Source organism: Ruegeria sp. AL11 (genome assembly GCF_056540865.1).
The window spans coordinates 122434-138015 of record NZ_JBQFXO010000010.1 but is presented as its reverse complement, the minus strand read 5'-3'; the positions used below and the strand labels follow the sequence as shown (position 1 = coordinate 138015).

At 60.4% G+C, this 15582-nt stretch carries 14 protein-coding genes; 10 read left to right on the top strand and 4 right to left on the bottom strand.

Features of this window, described 5'->3' with window-relative positions; translation table 11 throughout:
• The first annotated feature begins 61 nt into the window (after positions 1 to 61).
• Positions 62 to 526, top strand: a complete 465-nt coding sequence (locus tag ACR0IP_RS16830) for a DUF1203 domain-containing protein (protein WP_170379539.1) — start codon at positions 62 to 64, stop codon at positions 524 to 526.
• Here the strand turns inward: ACR0IP_RS16830 and ACR0IP_RS16825 are convergent.
• Positions 523 to 1515 (bottom strand): ABC transporter ATP-binding protein, encoded by a 993-nt coding sequence (locus tag ACR0IP_RS16825; protein ID WP_170379840.1) that lies wholly within the window; start codon positions 1513 to 1515, stop codon positions 523 to 525. The genes ACR0IP_RS16830 and ACR0IP_RS16825 overlap by 4 nt on opposite strands.
• A gap of 87 nt (positions 1516 to 1602) precedes the next feature.
• Here ACR0IP_RS16825 and ACR0IP_RS16820 point away from each other — a divergent pair, with 87 nt between their 5' ends.
• The 4 genes from ACR0IP_RS16820 (at position 1603) to polA (ending at position 6029) form a co-directional block, all read left to right on the top strand.
• On the top strand, positions 1603 to 1782 hold the full coding sequence (locus ACR0IP_RS16820; protein ID WP_170379537.1) for a zinc-finger domain-containing protein: 180 nt from the start codon (positions 1603 to 1605) through the stop codon (positions 1780 to 1782).
• A gap of 90 nt (positions 1783 to 1872) precedes the next feature.
• A complete protein-coding gene (locus tag ACR0IP_RS16815) occupies positions 1873 to 2535 on the top strand; it encodes a YrbL family protein (protein WP_170692284.1) in 663 nt (220 codons plus the stop codon).
• A gap of 154 nt (positions 2536 to 2689) precedes the next feature.
• A complete protein-coding gene (locus tag ACR0IP_RS16810) occupies positions 2690 to 3160 on the top strand; it encodes a hypothetical protein (protein ID WP_170379533.1) in 471 nt (156 codons plus the stop codon).
• 70 nt (positions 3161 to 3230) lie between these two features.
• The gene (gene polA, locus ACR0IP_RS16805) at positions 3231 to 6029 is read left to right on the top strand and encodes a DNA polymerase I (protein WP_480526829.1); all 2799 of its coding nucleotides are present in this window, start codon (positions 3231 to 3233) and stop codon (positions 6027 to 6029) included.
• Between the two features lie 43 nt (positions 6030 to 6072).
• On the opposite strand, the gene ACR0IP_RS16800 is transcribed toward polA, so the two are convergent.
• Together ACR0IP_RS16800 and ACR0IP_RS16795 are read right to left on the bottom strand one after the other, a co-directional pair.
• Positions 6073 to 6303, bottom strand: coding sequence for a DUF2798 domain-containing protein (locus tag ACR0IP_RS16800; RefSeq protein ID WP_480526827.1), 231 nt, complete (start codon positions 6301 to 6303; stop codon positions 6073 to 6075).
• A gap of 49 nt (positions 6304 to 6352) precedes the next feature.
• Entirely contained in the window at positions 6353 to 7132 is a 780-nt protein-coding gene (locus ACR0IP_RS16795; protein ID WP_480526825.1) for a hydroxypyruvate isomerase family protein, read from the bottom strand.
• Positions 7133 to 7307: 175 nt separating this feature from the next.
• On the opposite strand from ACR0IP_RS16795, the gene ACR0IP_RS16790 reads away from it, so the two are divergent.
• Complete coding sequence (locus ACR0IP_RS16790; protein ID WP_480526823.1) at positions 7308 to 8249, top strand: DMT family transporter; 942 nt, start codon at positions 7308 to 7310, stop codon at positions 8247 to 8249.
• Here ACR0IP_RS16790 and ACR0IP_RS16785 read toward each other — a convergent pair.
• A complete protein-coding gene (locus tag ACR0IP_RS16785; protein WP_480526821.1) occupies positions 8246 to 8824 on the bottom strand; it encodes a DUF1285 domain-containing protein in 579 nt (192 codons plus the stop codon). The genes ACR0IP_RS16790 and ACR0IP_RS16785 overlap by 4 nt on opposite strands.
• 64 nt (positions 8825 to 8888) lie before the next feature.
• Here ACR0IP_RS16785 and ACR0IP_RS16780 point away from each other — a divergent pair, with 64 nt between their 5' ends.
• Genes ACR0IP_RS16780 through ACR0IP_RS16765 form a run of 4 tightly spaced genes read left to right on the top strand, consistent with a single transcriptional unit; the run spans position 8889 to position 15566 of the window.
• Positions 8889 to 9896, top strand: coding sequence for an AAA family ATPase (locus ACR0IP_RS16780; RefSeq protein ID WP_170722031.1), 1008 nt, complete (start codon positions 8889 to 8891; stop codon positions 9894 to 9896).
• On the top strand, positions 9893 to 10768 hold the full coding sequence (locus ACR0IP_RS16775; RefSeq protein WP_480526819.1) for a DUF58 domain-containing protein: 876 nt from the start codon (positions 9893 to 9895) through the stop codon (positions 10766 to 10768). The genes ACR0IP_RS16780 and ACR0IP_RS16775 overlap by 4 nt, the downstream gene beginning before the upstream one ends.
• Positions 10765 to 13527: a DUF4159 domain-containing protein gene (locus ACR0IP_RS16770; RefSeq protein WP_480526817.1), complete on the top strand. Its 2763-nt coding sequence runs from the start codon at positions 10765 to 10767 to the stop codon at positions 13525 to 13527. Before ACR0IP_RS16775 ends, ACR0IP_RS16770 begins: the two co-directional genes overlap by 4 nt.
• A complete protein-coding gene (locus ACR0IP_RS16765) occupies positions 13524 to 15566 on the top strand; it encodes a hypothetical protein (protein ID WP_480526815.1) in 2043 nt (680 codons plus the stop codon). Before ACR0IP_RS16770 ends, ACR0IP_RS16765 begins: the two co-directional genes overlap by 4 nt.
• The last annotated feature ends 16 nt before the right edge of the window (positions 15567 to 15582 follow it).

Sequence of the window (15582 nt, the reverse complement as noted above, 5' to 3'; positions counted from 1 at the left end):
AGGAACCGGGTCGCTTGCGGCTGATCAGGAGGGCATGGTTTGGGAAAAAAGGAGACCCGAAATGTTCAAGATCACCGCACTTCCCACTGACGAAGTCCGCGCCCTGCAGGCGGGCGGGCCAGATGCCTACGGCGCCACGCCAGAGCGGGCTGTTTCCACCGGCGCAGGTAATCCCTGTCGCCATTGCTTGCAGAACATCCCAGAGGGGCAGGACATGCTGACTTTGGCACATAGACCCTTTTTAGAGCCACATCCTTATGCAGAAACCGGCCCAATTTTCCTGTGCGCCAAACCATGCGAGCGTTACGAAGGAGATGCATTGCCGGAGATACTGAAGTCTTCCCCCGACTACCTGATCAAGGGCTATGGTAAGGATGATCGGATCGTCTACGGCACGGGTGCCATCACGCCGACGGACCAGATCGGAGCCAAAATTGCTGATATCTTTGCCAGAGCGGACATCGCTTACATCCACGTCCGATCAGCGCGGAACAATTGCTATCAGGCGCGGATCGACCGGGCCTAGAGCTTGACCCGGTGCATACCCCGGCGCGGCTGATCCTGATCCTCGGCCGGGGTGTCATCCGCGCGCGATGAGGTCAGCGCAAGGAACACATCCTCGAGGTCTGCTTCTTCGGTTCGGACGTCGCGGATGCGGATATTGGCGGCGCGCACCGATTCCAGAACCTGCTCGGCGCTGGTCTGGGCGCTGCGGTACTGCAGCACAAGGCTGCCATCGTCGCGCAGGTTGGCCTCGACACCATCCGTCATGGGCAAATCGGTAACGGGGCTGTCAGGGGCGATCACCATCGTTCGGCTGTCCATTCGGCCCAGCAGGTTGGCCGTGCTGTCCTGGGTGATCTTTTCACCGTGATTGATGATGGCGATCTCGTCGCACATCTCTTGCGCTTCTTCCAGGTAATGCGTGGTCAGGATAATGGTCATACCCTGCTCGTTCAGCTTGCGCACATTGGCCCAGAGCATCTGGCGAAGCTCGATATCCACGCCTGCCGTTGGCTCGTCCAACACCAGGATCTTGGGGTGATGCACCAGCGCCTTGGCCAGCAACAGCCGACGCCGCATCCCGCCGGACAGCGTGCGGGCATAGGCCTCGGCCTTGTCGCTCAGGCCCACCAGTTCCAGAATCTCATCACTGCGGCGTTCGGCCTTGGGCACACCATAGAGACCAGCCTGAACCTCCAACGCACCACGTGGGGTGAAAAAGGGATCGAGGTTCAGTTCTTGCGGCATGACACCGATGGCAGCGCGGGACGAGCGTGGGTTCTTGTCCTGATCATATCCCCAGATCGAAACATGGCCGGAAGACTTCACCACCAACCCCGCAAGGATGTTGATCAGGGTCGATTTCCCCGCCCCGTTCGGACCGAGCAAACCAAAGACCGACCCGCGCGGAACGGTCAGGTCAACGCCCTTCAGCGCGTGTTTTTCGGGCTGGCCTTTGCCGCCGCGATAGGTCTTGCGCAGCCCTTCGATCCTGATTGCCGCATCGCTCATGTGGCTCTTGCCCCCGGTTTGCTCATCGCTCATAAACGCACCTAATGCATGCCCGCGAGGCCGACAACCAGTGAAGGATCGCCAGCCGTGACAATCGAAGCGCCGGAAACGAAGATCGTGGAAACTTCTCGTGTTGCCTGTGATGGCGGCGAAGGCGCGTTGGGACACCCGCGGGTGTGGCTGCAGATTCCGGAAGACACCGGTTGGGTCGAATGCCCCTATTGCGATTGCAAATATGTGCTGGCGGATGGACATTCACAAAACTGACGCATAACTGTTACATCAACGGCGGCCGTGGTTGATTTGGCTTTTCATGGCCGGTACAGCCGTTTGTCTACGGTATAAAACGGAACCCAAATGCTCTTTCCAGCGCAGCCTTTACAGCTGTCAGAACAGGATCTTTTGGCACGTGGTGGTCAAAGAAACGTATATGCGTGCCCAGGTCGGCCAGAGCTGCTGATCAAAATCACTAGGCCGCGTAAACGCCCTATTCGGTCGTACACCAAGCGGCTGATCCAGCAGGTGTTTCCCGATGCAAAATATCGTAACGCCCTCAAAGAGATGGAATGCGAGTTGAAGGCGGCCTTGAAAAGCGGCTCTGACATAGCGAAACTACCTGTCGCGCGCGCATTCGGAATTGTTCAGACTGATGTCGGCCCGGGCATTATTGTAGAGCGGATTCAGTCTGAGGATGGGCAACTTGCTCCGCAGCTGTCATCGGTGTGCAAACAGGGCCAGTTGACGGACGACGTTCTGAGCGAACTCAACAGTTTTGTGCATCGGTTGTTTCAGCTTCAGATCGTAGGGCGCGACATCCACCCCGAAAACATTGTCTACGGGCTGCGCAATCAAACCAGACTATTCGTTCTGATTGACGGGTACGGAGAGCGCAATCTGGTTCCTTTGCGCACGCTGAGCCGTCGTTTGAACAACCGTTCGCTTAGCAAGCAAATGCAGTATATCGCTGATCGCACGGGGCTGCTCTGGGACAAGTCGCAGCGGGTCTTCCGCACTACATGACAGCCCCGATAAATAGGGCGCTGCAGCGGGTGCGGTCTTTTCTATGGTCAACAAGGCACAAAACGATCCCGAAGAGCTCCTTACCCGCCCTCTGCCCAAATCTTGCCGCGATTGTGATGGTACTAAGGTGGTGCAGTCAGCATAGGTGAGTGTGATGACGGACATTTCTGCAACTGAGACTGCCAACCCTGTGTTCGGTTGGATCGGATTTTGCCTTGCGGCGATGGCCTTGTTCGCGGCGTTGTTCGTATTTTGGGCCGGGCCGTTTGCGCCGCAGCAGTCCACCGGCGTGTCACTGGGGGAGCTGGCGGCCGAGTTTGGGAAATCCACCCTGCGTGCTGCTGCTGGGCTAGAGCAGCCCGAACCTGTCGCCCAAACTCGTGATCTGGACGATTTCCTGCAGATCGGTGTCGCCATGCTGGGCGGTCTGGCCATTGTCGTTTCTGCTATTGGCATTTTGCGCCATGAACGGATGCGGCCTGCCATCGCCGGGGTGACCATTGGCGTCGGCGCAATCCTGTTTCAGTTCTTCGCGATGGCCTTCTTTGCCTTCCTCGGCGCGCTGATTATCATGGGGCTGCTTCACAGTTTCTCGGATGTGTTTGGCGGCCTCTTTGGCGGTTAACTGACGTTCCTCACTGGTCAGTCGCGTGGCCCTGTGGCAGAACCGTCCCTGACCGACAGGGAGCACGCGCATGAGCAATTTCGGAAAAGGATGTCACCTGCATCTGATCGACGGATCGGCCTTTATTTTTCGGGCCTATCACGCGCTGCCTCCGCTGACACGCAAGTCGGATGGTTTGCCGATCGGGGCTGTATCGGGCTTCTGCAACATGCTGCAGAAATATGTTGAGGGGAACGCCGGCCCCGATGCGCCGACCCATGTGGCGGTGATCTTTGACAAGGGCTCGCATACGTTCCGCAACGATCTTTATGATCTCTACAAAGCCAACCGCGAGGCGATGCCCGAGGATTTGCGCCCGCAGATGCCGCTGACTCGCGAGGCCACCCGCGCGTTCAACATCGCCTGCAAGGAATTGGAAGGCTATGAGGCTGACGACATCATCGCCACGCTGGCCGTTCAGGCGCGCGATGCGGGTGGGCGCGTGACCATCGTCAGCTCGGACAAGGACCTGATGCAGTTGGTCGGCGGCGGCGTTGAGATGCTGGACGCCATGAAGAACAAACGCATCGACACGGATGGCGTGTTCGAGAAATTTGGCGTCGGGCCAGATCGCGTGGTTGATGTGCAGGCGCTGGCCGGGGATAGCGTTGATAACGTGCCGGGGGCTCCGGGAATCGGCGTCAAGACGGCGGCTCTGTTGATCAACGAATATGGCGATCTGGAAACTCTGCTGGACCGTGCGGAAGAGATCAAACAGCCCAAACGCCGCCAGACCCTGATCGAAAAGCGGGATCAGATCGAACTGTCGAAGAAGTTGGTGCAGTTGGATGAGAACACGCCGCTGGATTTCACCCTCGACGACCTTGAGGTTCAGGACCCTGACCCCGAAACCCTGCTGGGCTTTCTGGCAGAAATGGAGTTCCGCACCCTCACCAAACGGATTGCCGACAAGCTGGGGGCCGAGGCTCCGGTTATCGCCGATGCGCCCGCGCCAGTCGCGGAAGAGATTATTGCCGAGGCGATCCCGTTTGGCGCGTCGAAATACGAGTGCGTGCGGGACGCGGGCGCTTTGCAGAAGTGGATTGATCAGGCCTATGAACGCGGCTGGGTTGCCGTAGACACCGAGACAACCGGGCTGAACGAAATGATCGCCGATCTAGTCGGCATTTCGCTTTGTATCGAAGCCGGTGAGGCCTGTTATATCCCGCTGACCCACCGCGACGGATCGGCGGATGATCTGTTCGGCTCGGATGCGCTGGCCGAGGGGCAGATGCCGCTGGATGAGGCTCTAACACTGTTAAAACCGCTGTTCGAAGACCCCTCGATCCTCAAAATCGGGCAGAACATGAAATACGACGCCAAGATCTTTGCGCGCTATGGCATCGAGGTGGCTCCGATCGATGACACGATGCTGATGTCCTATGCCATGCATGGCGGTGAGCATGGGCATGGGATGGACACTCTGTCCGAGCGCTATCTGAGCCATACTCCGATCCCGATCAAACCGTTGCTGGGATCTGGCAAATCGGCGATCACCTTCGACAAGGTCGCAATTGATGAGGCTACGGCCTATGCGGCTGAGGATGCGGATATCACGCTGCGCCTGTGGCAGTTGTTCAAGCCGCAACTGCATCAGGTTCAGGTGACGACGGTTTATGAAACGCTCGAACGACCGCTGGTGCCGGTTCTCAAGGAAATGGAGATGCACGGCATCAAGGTGGATCGCGATGTTCTCAGCCGGATGTCGAACGCCTTCGCGCAGAAAATGGCCGGGTTAGAGGCTGAAATTCACGAATTGGCTGGTGAGAACTTCAATGTCGGTTCGCCCGCGCAGTTGGGCGAGATCCTATTCGACAAGATGGGCCTGGAAGGCGGCAAGAAGGGGAAAACCGGGAAGTACTCGACCGGGGCGGATATTCTTGGGGATCTGGCGACCGAGCATGAGTTGCCGCGCCGGGTACTGGACTGGCGGCAGCTGTCGAAGTTGAAGTCGACCTACACGGATGCGCTACAGACCCATATCAATCCGGACACGGGCCGTGTGCATACGTCTTATTCGATCACCGGCGCGAACACGGGCCGTTTGGCCTCGACCGATCCGAACCTGCAGAACATTCCCGTCCGGACCGAGGAAGGCCGTCGTATTCGCGAAGCGTTCATCGCCGAGCCGGGCAATGTGATGGTCAGTCTCGACTACAGCCAGATCGAGTTGCGTATTCTGGCGCATATCGCTGAGATACCGGCGTTAAAACAGGCCTTTGCCGACGGGTTGGACATTCATGCGATGACCGCGTCCGAGATGTTCGATGTGCCACTGGATGAGATGACGCCGGATATCCGCCGTCAGGCCAAGGCGATCAACTTTGGTGTGATCTATGGTATCTCGGGCTTTGGCTTGGCGCGCAATCTACGTATCCCGCGGGCCGAGGCTCAGGGGTTTATCGATCGCTATTTCGAGCGTTTCCCGGGTATTAGAGCCTATATGGACGACACGGTCGCCTTCGCCAAAGAGAATGGCTACGTGCAGACGCTGTTTGGACGAAAGATCCATACGCCTGAGATCAACGCGAAGGGACCACATGCTGGATTCTCGCGTCGGGCGGCGATTAACGCTCCGATTCAGGGGACGGCGGCAGATGTGATCCGGCGCGCGATGGTTCGGATGCCTGAGGCGATCAATGGGTTGCCGGCCAAAATGCTGCTGCAGGTCCACGACGAATTGCTGTTCGAAGTCGCCGAAGATGCGGTGGATGAGGTGATCGGCGTTGCGCGGGACGTGATGGAGGGTGCCTCAGACCCTGCCGTGAAGCTGGACGTGAAATTGGTTGTGGACGCCGGTCAGGGGGCGAACTGGGCCGAAGCGCACTAAAGGGCGCTGCTCATCAGGCCCGGCGGGCCCGCTTCGCAGCGGGTCAGTCCTGCGGCCTGACCATGCGGTTGACGAACCGTTGCACACTGGGGCCAAACAGCAGGATTACGGAGAAGGCGATTGGCCAACAAAAGGCCCATGAGGCCATCCAATCGCTAAGAGTGGACGGGCCAAAGCCGATGGCTTTGACCGTTGCGATCCCGGTGACGATGCAGGACATTAGCCCCGACATGATCAGGCTGAACACGGCGCGGGCGTAGCGGGCAGGGATCATAAAGTGCTTCCTTGGTATCTACGGTACAACAGATGACCCCATCTGCGGTTCAGAGATCTGCATTGGCAAGAACTGCCTTATGCATCCAATCTAGGGACGAGGTCGTCAAAGCTGTTGAGGGAGTATATTCCGCACTGACCCATCCTTCATAGCCAGAGACCTCCATCGCCTTGAACAGGGTCTGAAAATCCAGTTCGCTGCTACCCGGTTCGGACCTGTGGGGTGCTGCGCCGATCTGGGCGTGGATGACGCGATTGTGAAAGCGGTCCCAAATCTCCAACGGGTCCGAGTGAATCATTTGTGCGTGAAAGCTGTCATATTGCAGACCTAAATTGGGGCGATCCACGCGATCCAGAATCTCGGCGGCCAAATCGTAGTCGTTGAGGAAATAGCCGGGCTGGGACGCGGGGTTCAGCGGCTCGATGGTGAAGGTCTGGCCGGGGGCTGTATCGGCGGCCCATTGCAGGTTGCGAACAAAGCAATCCAGCGCCTCAGGCCCCGATGCATAGCCGGACATGATGTGGATCAGGCCGGGTTTGAGCACATCGGCATAGCGCAAGACGCGGCGGATATCGGATTGGAACCGCGCCTCACCGCCGGGAACGGCGGCATAGCCCGGCTCACCCCCGGTGTAGTTCGGGGGAGGCGCGTTGATCAGCACAAGCTCCAGACCGTTGGCCAGAAGGGCACGGCGGGTCTCTTTCGCGGCCAGCTCATAAGGGAACAGAATTTCAACGGCCTTGAAGCCCGCCTCAGCCGCGGCCTGGAACCGCTCCAGATACGGGAGTTCGGCAAAGAGCAGAGAGATATTGGCAGCGAATTTGGGCATGAGAGGCCTTTGGGTCGGTGATCCGCCCAAGCTTAGTCTCCACCGATTTTCGAGGAAAGGGATTGAAAACGACAGATTGTCGAAAATCGACAAGAAGGCAGGCCCAAGTCCAGAGATGTTTGGGCTAACACGGCGAATCATTTTTCTGCGCCGTTCCAACAGAAGGTCCGATCCCATGGCGATGAGCCCTGATCCTGTGCGCGGGAACACTCTTCCTATGTCCACTGGCCGCAGCTCGGCCTTGTCTGGAAACGGTTTGGCTGTGGCGTCCATGCTGACCTGGGCAGCGGGGTTTCCTGCGGCCGAAGTGTTGCTGCAGACCTGGCCCCCGGTCGCGCTGTTCGTGGCGCGCCTGGCGCTAGCAGTGGCGGTCATGGTGCCTTTGTGGTTTCTGATCGACGGGCCAAGCCGGGTTTTACGCGCCCGTTGGGGTCATGCGATGCTTGTTGGCGGGACACTCGGGGCCGGTATGTTCCTGATCATCGTGGCGCAAAAACTGACAGATCCTGTGACCGTCGCCATCATTGCCTCCTGCGCGCCATTGTTTGCCACTCTGATCGAACTGGCAACCGGGGCACGACGGTTGCGCTGGAATTTCGCGCTTGGCGTTGTGGTGTCCATCATTGGCGGTCTGATCGCGACCAGTGCAGTGGCGCCCGCGCAATTGGGTTTGGGCGCGATCTGCGCCATCGTGTCCACCGGGTTGTTCTGCTGGGCGACTATGGCAACGGCGAGGGATTTTCCCGAGCTGAGCCAGACCGGGCGCAGCACAATTACGTTCTTCGGCGGCTTAGTCGTCGCTTTGCTGCTGTTTTTCGGGGCATGCCAAGTGGGTATGGATGTCATGCCAACGGCGCAGATTGATGTTCAACAGATCGGAATGCTTGGGATCTATGCTCTGGTGTCTATGGGCCTCAGCCAAGTTCTGTTTGTCGGATCCGTTGGGAAACTGGGCGTTGCTTTGGCCTCGTTCCACATCAACATCGCACCGTTCTACGTGATGCTGATCATGCTGGTGCTGGGGGAAGAGTGGAACTGGACCCGCGCTTTGGGCGCAGGGGTCGTTGCGGTGGCCGTAGTGCTGGCGCAGGATCGGAAATTTGCAAAGGCGGCTTAGTCCGGCAGGTCTTCTGACTTGATCAACGGAAAGAAGCGCTGTTCGGACCAAACTCCGAACCAGTCCTCATGATGGGTACCCATCTCGACCAGCCGGTAAAAGCTCTTGCGGTCAATCCGGGCCTCAAGCCCGTCGCGGATCAGAATGTATGGAGAGGGTTCCTGGGTCTGCGGGTCCATGACAACGCGGATCGGATGATCCGGCCCGGCCACCGCGATATCGCCAACCTTGGTGGTGAAAGTCAGAGCCTGCGCCTCACCCTCGCCCGAGGCATCGACATCGACCGCGATGAACGGCGCATCCTCGACGGTGATTCCCACCTTCTCGACCGGGGTCACCAGATAGTATTTCCCGTCCTCCAGCTTAAGAATTGAGGAAAAAAGCTTCACAAGCTCGAAACGGGTGATGGGCGAGCCTAAATAACTCCAAGTGCCATCTTTGGCGATCCGGATGTCCAGATCACCGCAAAAAGGGGGATTCCAGAGGTGAACGGGGGGTAAACCCTTGGTTTTGGTCGCTTTGATCGAGGCCGCAAGACCGTCAGGGGAAGGTTTCACAGGTTTTTGTCCGCTCATTGCTTTTGCCATTTCCTCTCAGCGCGATAGACTTCATCTATAATAGTCCACGGAAGGGAAAGTCATGTCCGAACCTGCCGACCTCGTGTCCGAGATCGAAGCGTTGGAAAACAAGCTGCAAGAGGCGAAATCCTCGATCACCCGCCGCTTCATCGGGCAGGAGAGGGTCGTGGACCTGACCCTGACGGCGCTGCTGTGCGGGGGGCATGCCCTGCTGATCGGCTTGCCAGGTCTGGGCAAAACCCGACTGGTCGAGACGCTGTCGACCGTGATGGGCCTGCATGGCAACCGTATTCAGTTCACGCCCGACCTGATGCCGGCCGATATTCTGGGATCCGAGGTTCTGGATACAGCCGATGACGGCACGCGCCATTTCCGGTTTATTTCGGGGCCGATCTTTTGCGAGCTGCTGATGGCGGATGAGATCAACCGCGCCAGCCCTCGGACGCAGTCGGCGTTGTTGCAAGCGATGCAGGAGCGCACGGTGACCGTGGCGGGCGAAGACCGCGTGCTAGGCACGCCGTTCCACGTGTTGGCAACGCAAAACCCGATTGAGCAAGAGGGCACCTATCCGCTGCCCGAAGCTCAGCTGGACCGTTTTCTGGTGCAGATCGACGTGGAGTACCCTGATCGCCAGACCGAGCGGGATATCCTTCTGGCCACCACCGGTGTAGCCGAAGAAGAGGCGCATCAGATCTTCAGTAAAGAAGAGCTGTTGGCCGCTCAGGTCTTGTTGCGCCGGATGCCTGTGGGGGACTCGGTTGTGGAATTGATCCTCGATCTGGTCCGCGCGTTCCGTCCCGACGAGGCGGGTGTCTCGGATCGCGTCGCTGAAACCGTTGCCTGGGGTCCCGGTCCGCGTGCGGCGCAGGCGCTGATGATGACTGTTCGGGCGCGGGCGATGCTGCAGGGGCGTCTAGCCCCCAATGCCGAGGACGTTCTGGATATGGCCCGCCCGGTTCTCAGCCACCGGATGGCTCTGAACTTTGCGGCACGTGCGCGGGGCGACAGCCTTGCCGACCTGATCGACAGCACAGCTGCTGGCCTGATCCGCACTGAGGCTGCGGCGTGAATGCTGCGCTGACCCTTCGTCAACGATCCGAGGCCGAGGCGTCCCGGCTGCCGCCGCTTTTGGCGCGTGCCGAGCATCTGGCCGGCACTGTTCTACTAGGTGACCATGGTCGGCGGCGATCCGGCATGGGGGACGACTTCTGGCAATATCGTCCCGCCCAGATAGGAGACAGCCGCCGGATGATCGACCACCGCCGCTCGGCACGCGGGGATCAGCAATTCGTGCGCGAACGCGAGTGGCAGATCGCGCAATCGGTCATGCTGTGGGTCGATCAGGGGGCCTCGATGCGTTTTGCGTCGGACAAGGCGCTGCCCTCCAAGGCGGATCGCGCCAGGCTGTTGGGTCTGGCGACTGCGATCCTTCTGGTGCGCGGGGGCGAGCGCGTTGGCTTGACGGGTACAACCCTGCCGCCCCGACGCGGGAACGCGCAGATCATTCGTTTGGCCGAGGCCTGGTCAGAGGACTCGGAGGTCGACTACGCGCCACCCGAACACCGGGCCATGATCCCGCACGCCCGTGCTGTGTTCATCTCGGACTTTCTTGGCCCAATGGATGAGGTCGAACTGGCCCTGACCAAAGCAGCAGATCGCGGCGTTCGGGGCGTTTTGTTGCAAGTCCTCGATCCGGGGGAAGAGACGTTTCCCTTCGCGGGCCGCACCATTTTTGAAAGCGTCGGCGGCACCATTCGGCATGAAACCCTGAAGGCCGGAGAGCTGCGCGACCGGTATCTGGATCGCCTTGCCGAGCGCAAGGATGCGCTAACGCATCTGTGCCGCGCGACTGGTTGGCAATTGGGTTTGCACCACACCGGAGAAAGCGCGCAATCGGCTCTATTGTGGCTCTATCGTGCGCTGGACGGGGGTGTTCAATGACCGTTTTGGCGGGCATCGGTTTCACTGCGCCGTGGGTGTTGTTGGGTCTGCTGACCCTGCCGATTCTGTGGCTGATCCTGCGCGCGGTGCCGCCCGCGCCGATCCGTCGAATGTTCCCGGCGGTTACACTTTTGCTCGGCCTCAAAGACGACGAAAGCGTATCGGACCGAACGCCTTGGTGGTTGCTTTTGCTGCGGATGCTGGCGGCGGCGGCGATCATTATCGGTTTGGCCGGTCCCGTGTTGAACCCGTCGCGCGATCAGACGGGCACAGGTCCCCTGATGTTGGTGTTGGATGCAAGCTGGGCCGGGGCCACGCGCTGGTCGTCGACGCTGGACCAGATCGACGCGCAATTGACCGAAGCCGGGCGCGCAGGCCGCCCCGTCTCGATCCTGCGCCTGACCGAGCCGGAATCGCCCGTGTTTCAGGCGGCCGAGGCGTGGCGCAACCGTTTGCCGGGGCTTGTTCCGAACCCGTGGCAGCCGACCGAAGATCAGGTTGATCAGGTCATCGCCGCGCTGGATCAGGTCGAGGGCGGGTTTGATACGCATTGGTTCAGCGACCGCTTGAGCTATGAAAAACACCCTGAGTTAGTGTCTGAACTACAGTCCCGCGGGCAGGTCACCGTCTACCGCTCAAACGCGGCAGCGTTGGCACTTTTGCCTGCCGTTTATCAGGACGGAGTCATTCAATTGACCGCATTGCGGGCCGAACCGGGCCCGGAGGAGAGCGTGACCGTTCTGGCGCAAGGCCGTGACCCGGCAGGCACGGCACGGGTACTGCAATCGGCCGAGATGACTTTCGCAACCGGAGAAACACAGGCCCAGATCGACCTCGCTCTACCGTCTGAGCTGCGCGCCCGGATCACACGGTTTGAGCTGCAGGGCCAGCGCTCGGCCGGGGCGGTGACGCTAACCGATGACAGTTTGCGGCGGCGCGAGGTTGCGCTGATCGCCGGAACCCTCAACCGCGAGGGGTTGGAGCTGTTGTCGCCGCTCCATTACCTCACGCAGGTTCTGATCCCCACCGCCGATTTTGTTGAGGGCGGCCTGCCCGAGGTTCTACCTGCAAATCCCGATGTAATTGTGCTGTCGGACGTCGCCCAGATCTCGGGTCCGGAAGAGGTTGCCCTGATCGAATGGGTCGAACAGGGCGGCCTGTTGCTGCGATTTGCAGGGCCCCGCATGGCGGCGAGCGATCTGGGTCGCGATGAAGAGGATACGCTGCTGCCAGTTCGCTTGCGCAGCGGCGGTCGCACCGTTGGCGGCGCAATGAGCTGGGGGGAATCCAAGACACTGGCACCGTTCCCCGAAGACTCGCCCTTTTACGGGTTGCAGATACCAAACGACGTGACCGTGTCCACTCAGGTCATGGCGCAACCAGACCCTAACTTGGCGGATCGCGTGATTGCGTCACTGTCGGACGGTACACCTCTGGTCACGCGCAAGGCGCTTGGCTTGGGGCAGGTTGTCCTGTTCCATGTGACCGCCGATGCGGAATGGTCCAGCCTGCCGCTGTCTGGCCTGTTCGTGGAAATGCTGGACCGTCTGGCCGTCGCCTCGGCCGCGAAATCGCGTCAGGTCGCGCAATTGGAGGGCACCACGTGGGAGCCGGTTCAGATCATGGATGGGTTCGGCGCGTTGTCCGATGCCGGTACGCTGGCGGGTGTGGATGGGGTTGAGCTGGTGTCAGGACAGATTGGGCCCGACCTTCGTCCTGGCCTCTATGAAAGTGGGAAGCAAAAGCTGGCGCGGAATGTGCTGTCCGAGGATACAACGCTCAGCCCTGTTGCATGGCCCGCAGATGTGCCGATCCGTGGGCAGGAGGCCTCAACCGAGACGCCCTTGGGAGGAATACTTCTGAGCCTCGCATTGATCCTTTTGACCGTGGACGTAATCGCGTCTCTGGCCTTGTCGGGCCGATTGGGTCTGGCCAAGGCGGCAGCGGTTGCTATGGGGGCCGTGTTGCTCGTGCCCGAGGCGCAGGCGCAGTCGCCCGATGAGACCGACTTTGCCCTCGCCGCCACGCATGAACTGGTTTTGGCGCATGTGCTGACTGGCGACAGCCAGGTGGACGACATCGCGCAAGCCGGGTTGCAGGGATTGGCCCAGACGTTGAACTACCGAACCTCGGTCGAACCCGCTGCGCCGATTGGCGTTGATCTGGAACGGGATGAGCTGGCCTTTTTCCCGCTGCTCTACTGGCCCATCACGCAAGATCAGCCGCGCCCCTCGGATGAGGCCTATGCCAAGCTGAATGCTTATCTGCGCTCGGGCGGTATGATCCTGTTTGACACGCGCGATGCGGATATCGCGGGTTTCGGTGCCTCCAGCCCCAATGGGCGAAAGCTGCAGCAACTGGCTGCGCCGCTAAATATCCCCGCGTTAGAGCCGATTCCGAACGATCACGTGCTAACGCGAACTTTCTATCTTCTGCAGGATTTCCCCGGACGCTACGCCGGAACCGATGTCTGGGTCGAGGCCGCTCCGCTGGATGCCGAACAGATCGAAGGGATGCCTTTCCGCAACCTCAACGACAACGTAACGCCCGTGGTGATCGGCGGCAATGACTGGGCCGGGGCCTGGGCGGTAGATCGCAACGGGCAGGCTCTGCTGCCGGTCGGGCGTGGCTATGCGGGGGAGCGTCAGCGCGAGCTGGCCAATCGCTTTGGGGTCAATCTGGTGATGCATGTGCTGACCGGGAACTACAAATCCGATCAGGTCCATGTGCCTGCTCTGCTGGACAGGTTGGGACAATGACCGGAACCGTTATATTTGATCCGCTGATCCCTTGGCCAATACTACTTGCGGTCGCCTCGATCGCCGTTGCAGGTGTGGTCTTGGCGGTCTGGCGTGGGTTGTCCGGATGGGCTTTGCGCGGGTTGGCCGTTTTGGTGGTGATCGCGGCGCTTGCCGGTCCGGTCTACCAGGTCGAAGACCGCGCGCCGCTGACAGATATCGTCCTAATGATCGAGGATGAAAGCGCCAGCCAGACACTCTCGGACCGAGCCGACCAAACTGCCCAAGCGGCTGAGGCCTTGGCGGCCGAGATCGAGTCGCGCGACAATACCGAACTGCGCCGCATCCGCGTGGGCGACGGCGATGGCGACGAAGGCACGCAGGTCATGGCCGCGGTGAATGCGGCCCTGGCCGAGGAGCCGCGTGCGCGGGTGGCTGGTATACTGGTGGTCTCGGACGGGATCGTTCATGACGTTGATCGAGCACCTGACCTGCCCGCGCCTCTGCATCTTTTGCAAACCGGGCGCGAGAGCGACTGGGACCGCAGGCTCATCGTCCGCAATGCGCCTGCCTTTGCCATAATCGGTGAACCCGTAACCCTGACTCTGCGCGTTGAAGACAGCGGCGCGGCTCCGGGCGGGGCCACCAGCGCGCCGCTTGAGATCTCGGTTGACGGGGGCGAGCCGGAGGAATTCCGTATACCCATTGGCGTGGATGTCGAACTGCCGATTTCTCTGCCGCATGGTGGGCGGAACGTCATCCAATTCACGGTCCCGGAGGCCGATGGTGAGCTGACCGATCGCAACAATACCGCATTGATCCAGATGAACGGCGTGCGCGACCGCCTGCGCGTCCTGCTGGTGTCGGGCGAGCCGCATCCCGGCGGACGCACCTGGCGCAACCTGCTTAAATCCGACAGCTCGGTCGATCTGGTGCATTTCACCATTCTGCGCCCGCCCGAGAAACAGGACGGCGTCCCGGTGGATGAATTGTCTCTGATCGCCTTCCCGACACGTGAGTTGTTTCTGGAGAAGATCAATGATTTCGACCTGATCATCTTTGATCGCTACAAACGCCGGGGCATCTTGCCTGCGATCTATCTGGATAACGTGGCCGATTATATCGACAACGGGGGCGCTGTGCTGATCGCCGCAGGCCCTGATTTCGCCACCGCGGACAGCATCTTCCGCTCGCCCCTCGCGGGCAGTCTTCCGGCGCAACCGACGGCACGGGTGATCGAAGAGCGCTATGTTCCCATGGTCAGCGATCTGGGGCATCGGCACCCTGTGACCACCAATCTTGTTGATTCCGAGGATTGGGGCGCGTGGCTGCGCCAGATCGATGTGAATGAGCGCTCGGGCCAGGTGCTTATGACCGGCCTTGAGGACCGGCCGCTGTTGGTATTGGACCGGGTCGGTGAGGGACGGGTGGCCCTGTTGGCGTCAGACCACGCCTGGCTATGGAGCCGGGGTTTTGAAGGCGGCGGGCCTCAGTTGGAACTGCTGCGCCGTCTGGCCCATTGGATGATGAAAGAGCCCGAGCTTGAAGAAGAAGCGCTCTGGGCCGAGGCGAACGGCCAGTCGATGCGCATTATTCGCCAGACTCTCGAGGAAGAGGTCGGTCCGGTCACGATCACTCGGCCCAATGGCGAAACGCTTGAGATCATCCTTGAAGAGGTCTCGCCCGGACGGTTCGAGGCGCAATATTTCGGACCCGAGATTGGCCTCTATCGCCTGCAGGAGGGCGATTTGATGGCCGTGATCGGCCTCGGTCCTGCGGCTCCGAAAGAGTTTGAGCGTACCATCGCAACAGGTGAAGTGCTGGAGCCTGTGATCGCCGCCATGCGCGGTGGTGTGATCCGGCTGGAAGAGGGTTTACCTTCAATCCGCAACGTCCGCGCTGGGCGTCCGGCGGCGGGGCGTGGCTGGATCGGTCTTACCCCGCGCGAGGCCTATGAGACGCGGGACGTTACCCAAGCCGGGTTGCTGCCGCCGTGGCTGGTACTGCTGCTGGCTGGTGGCTTCCTGCTGGGCGGCTGGCTTCGCGAAGGCCGTCGCTAGATCGCCTAGGGTTTGA

Coding starts and splice junctions, on each gene's coding strand:
- ACR0IP_RS16795 (WP_480526825.1), bottom strand. CDS start 7,132: ATGCCCAAATTCGCTGCCAATATCTCTCTGCTCTTTGCCGAACTCCCG.
- ACR0IP_RS16815 (WP_170692284.1), top strand. CDS start 1,873: ATGCTCTTTCCAGCGCAGCCTTTACAGCTGTCAGAACAGGATCTTTTG.
- ACR0IP_RS16825 (WP_170379840.1), bottom strand. CDS start 1,515: ATGAGCGATGCGGCAATCAGGATCGAAGGGCTGCGCAAGACCTATCGC.
- ACR0IP_RS16785 (WP_480526821.1), bottom strand. CDS start 8,824: ATGAGCGGACAAAAACCTGTGAAACCTTCCCCTGACGGTCTTGCGGCC.
- ACR0IP_RS16780 (WP_170722031.1), top strand. CDS start 8,889: ATGTCCGAACCTGCCGACCTCGTGTCCGAGATCGAAGCGTTGGAAAAC.
- ACR0IP_RS16810 (WP_170379533.1), top strand. CDS start 2,690: ATGACGGACATTTCTGCAACTGAGACTGCCAACCCTGTGTTCGGTTGG.
- ACR0IP_RS16770 (WP_480526817.1), top strand. CDS start 10,765: ATGACCGTTTTGGCGGGCATCGGTTTCACTGCGCCGTGGGTGTTGTTG.
- ACR0IP_RS16800 (WP_480526827.1), bottom strand. CDS start 6,303: ATGATCCCTGCCCGCTACGCCCGCGCCGTGTTCAGCCTGATCATGTCG.
- ACR0IP_RS16765 (WP_480526815.1), top strand. CDS start 13,524: ATGACCGGAACCGTTATATTTGATCCGCTGATCCCTTGGCCAATACTA.
- ACR0IP_RS16790 (WP_480526823.1), top strand. CDS start 7,308: ATGGCGATGAGCCCTGATCCTGTGCGCGGGAACACTCTTCCTATGTCC.
- ACR0IP_RS16830 (WP_170379539.1), top strand. CDS start 62: ATGTTCAAGATCACCGCACTTCCCACTGACGAAGTCCGCGCCCTGCAG.
- polA (WP_480526829.1), top strand. CDS start 3,231: ATGAGCAATTTCGGAAAAGGATGTCACCTGCATCTGATCGACGGATCG.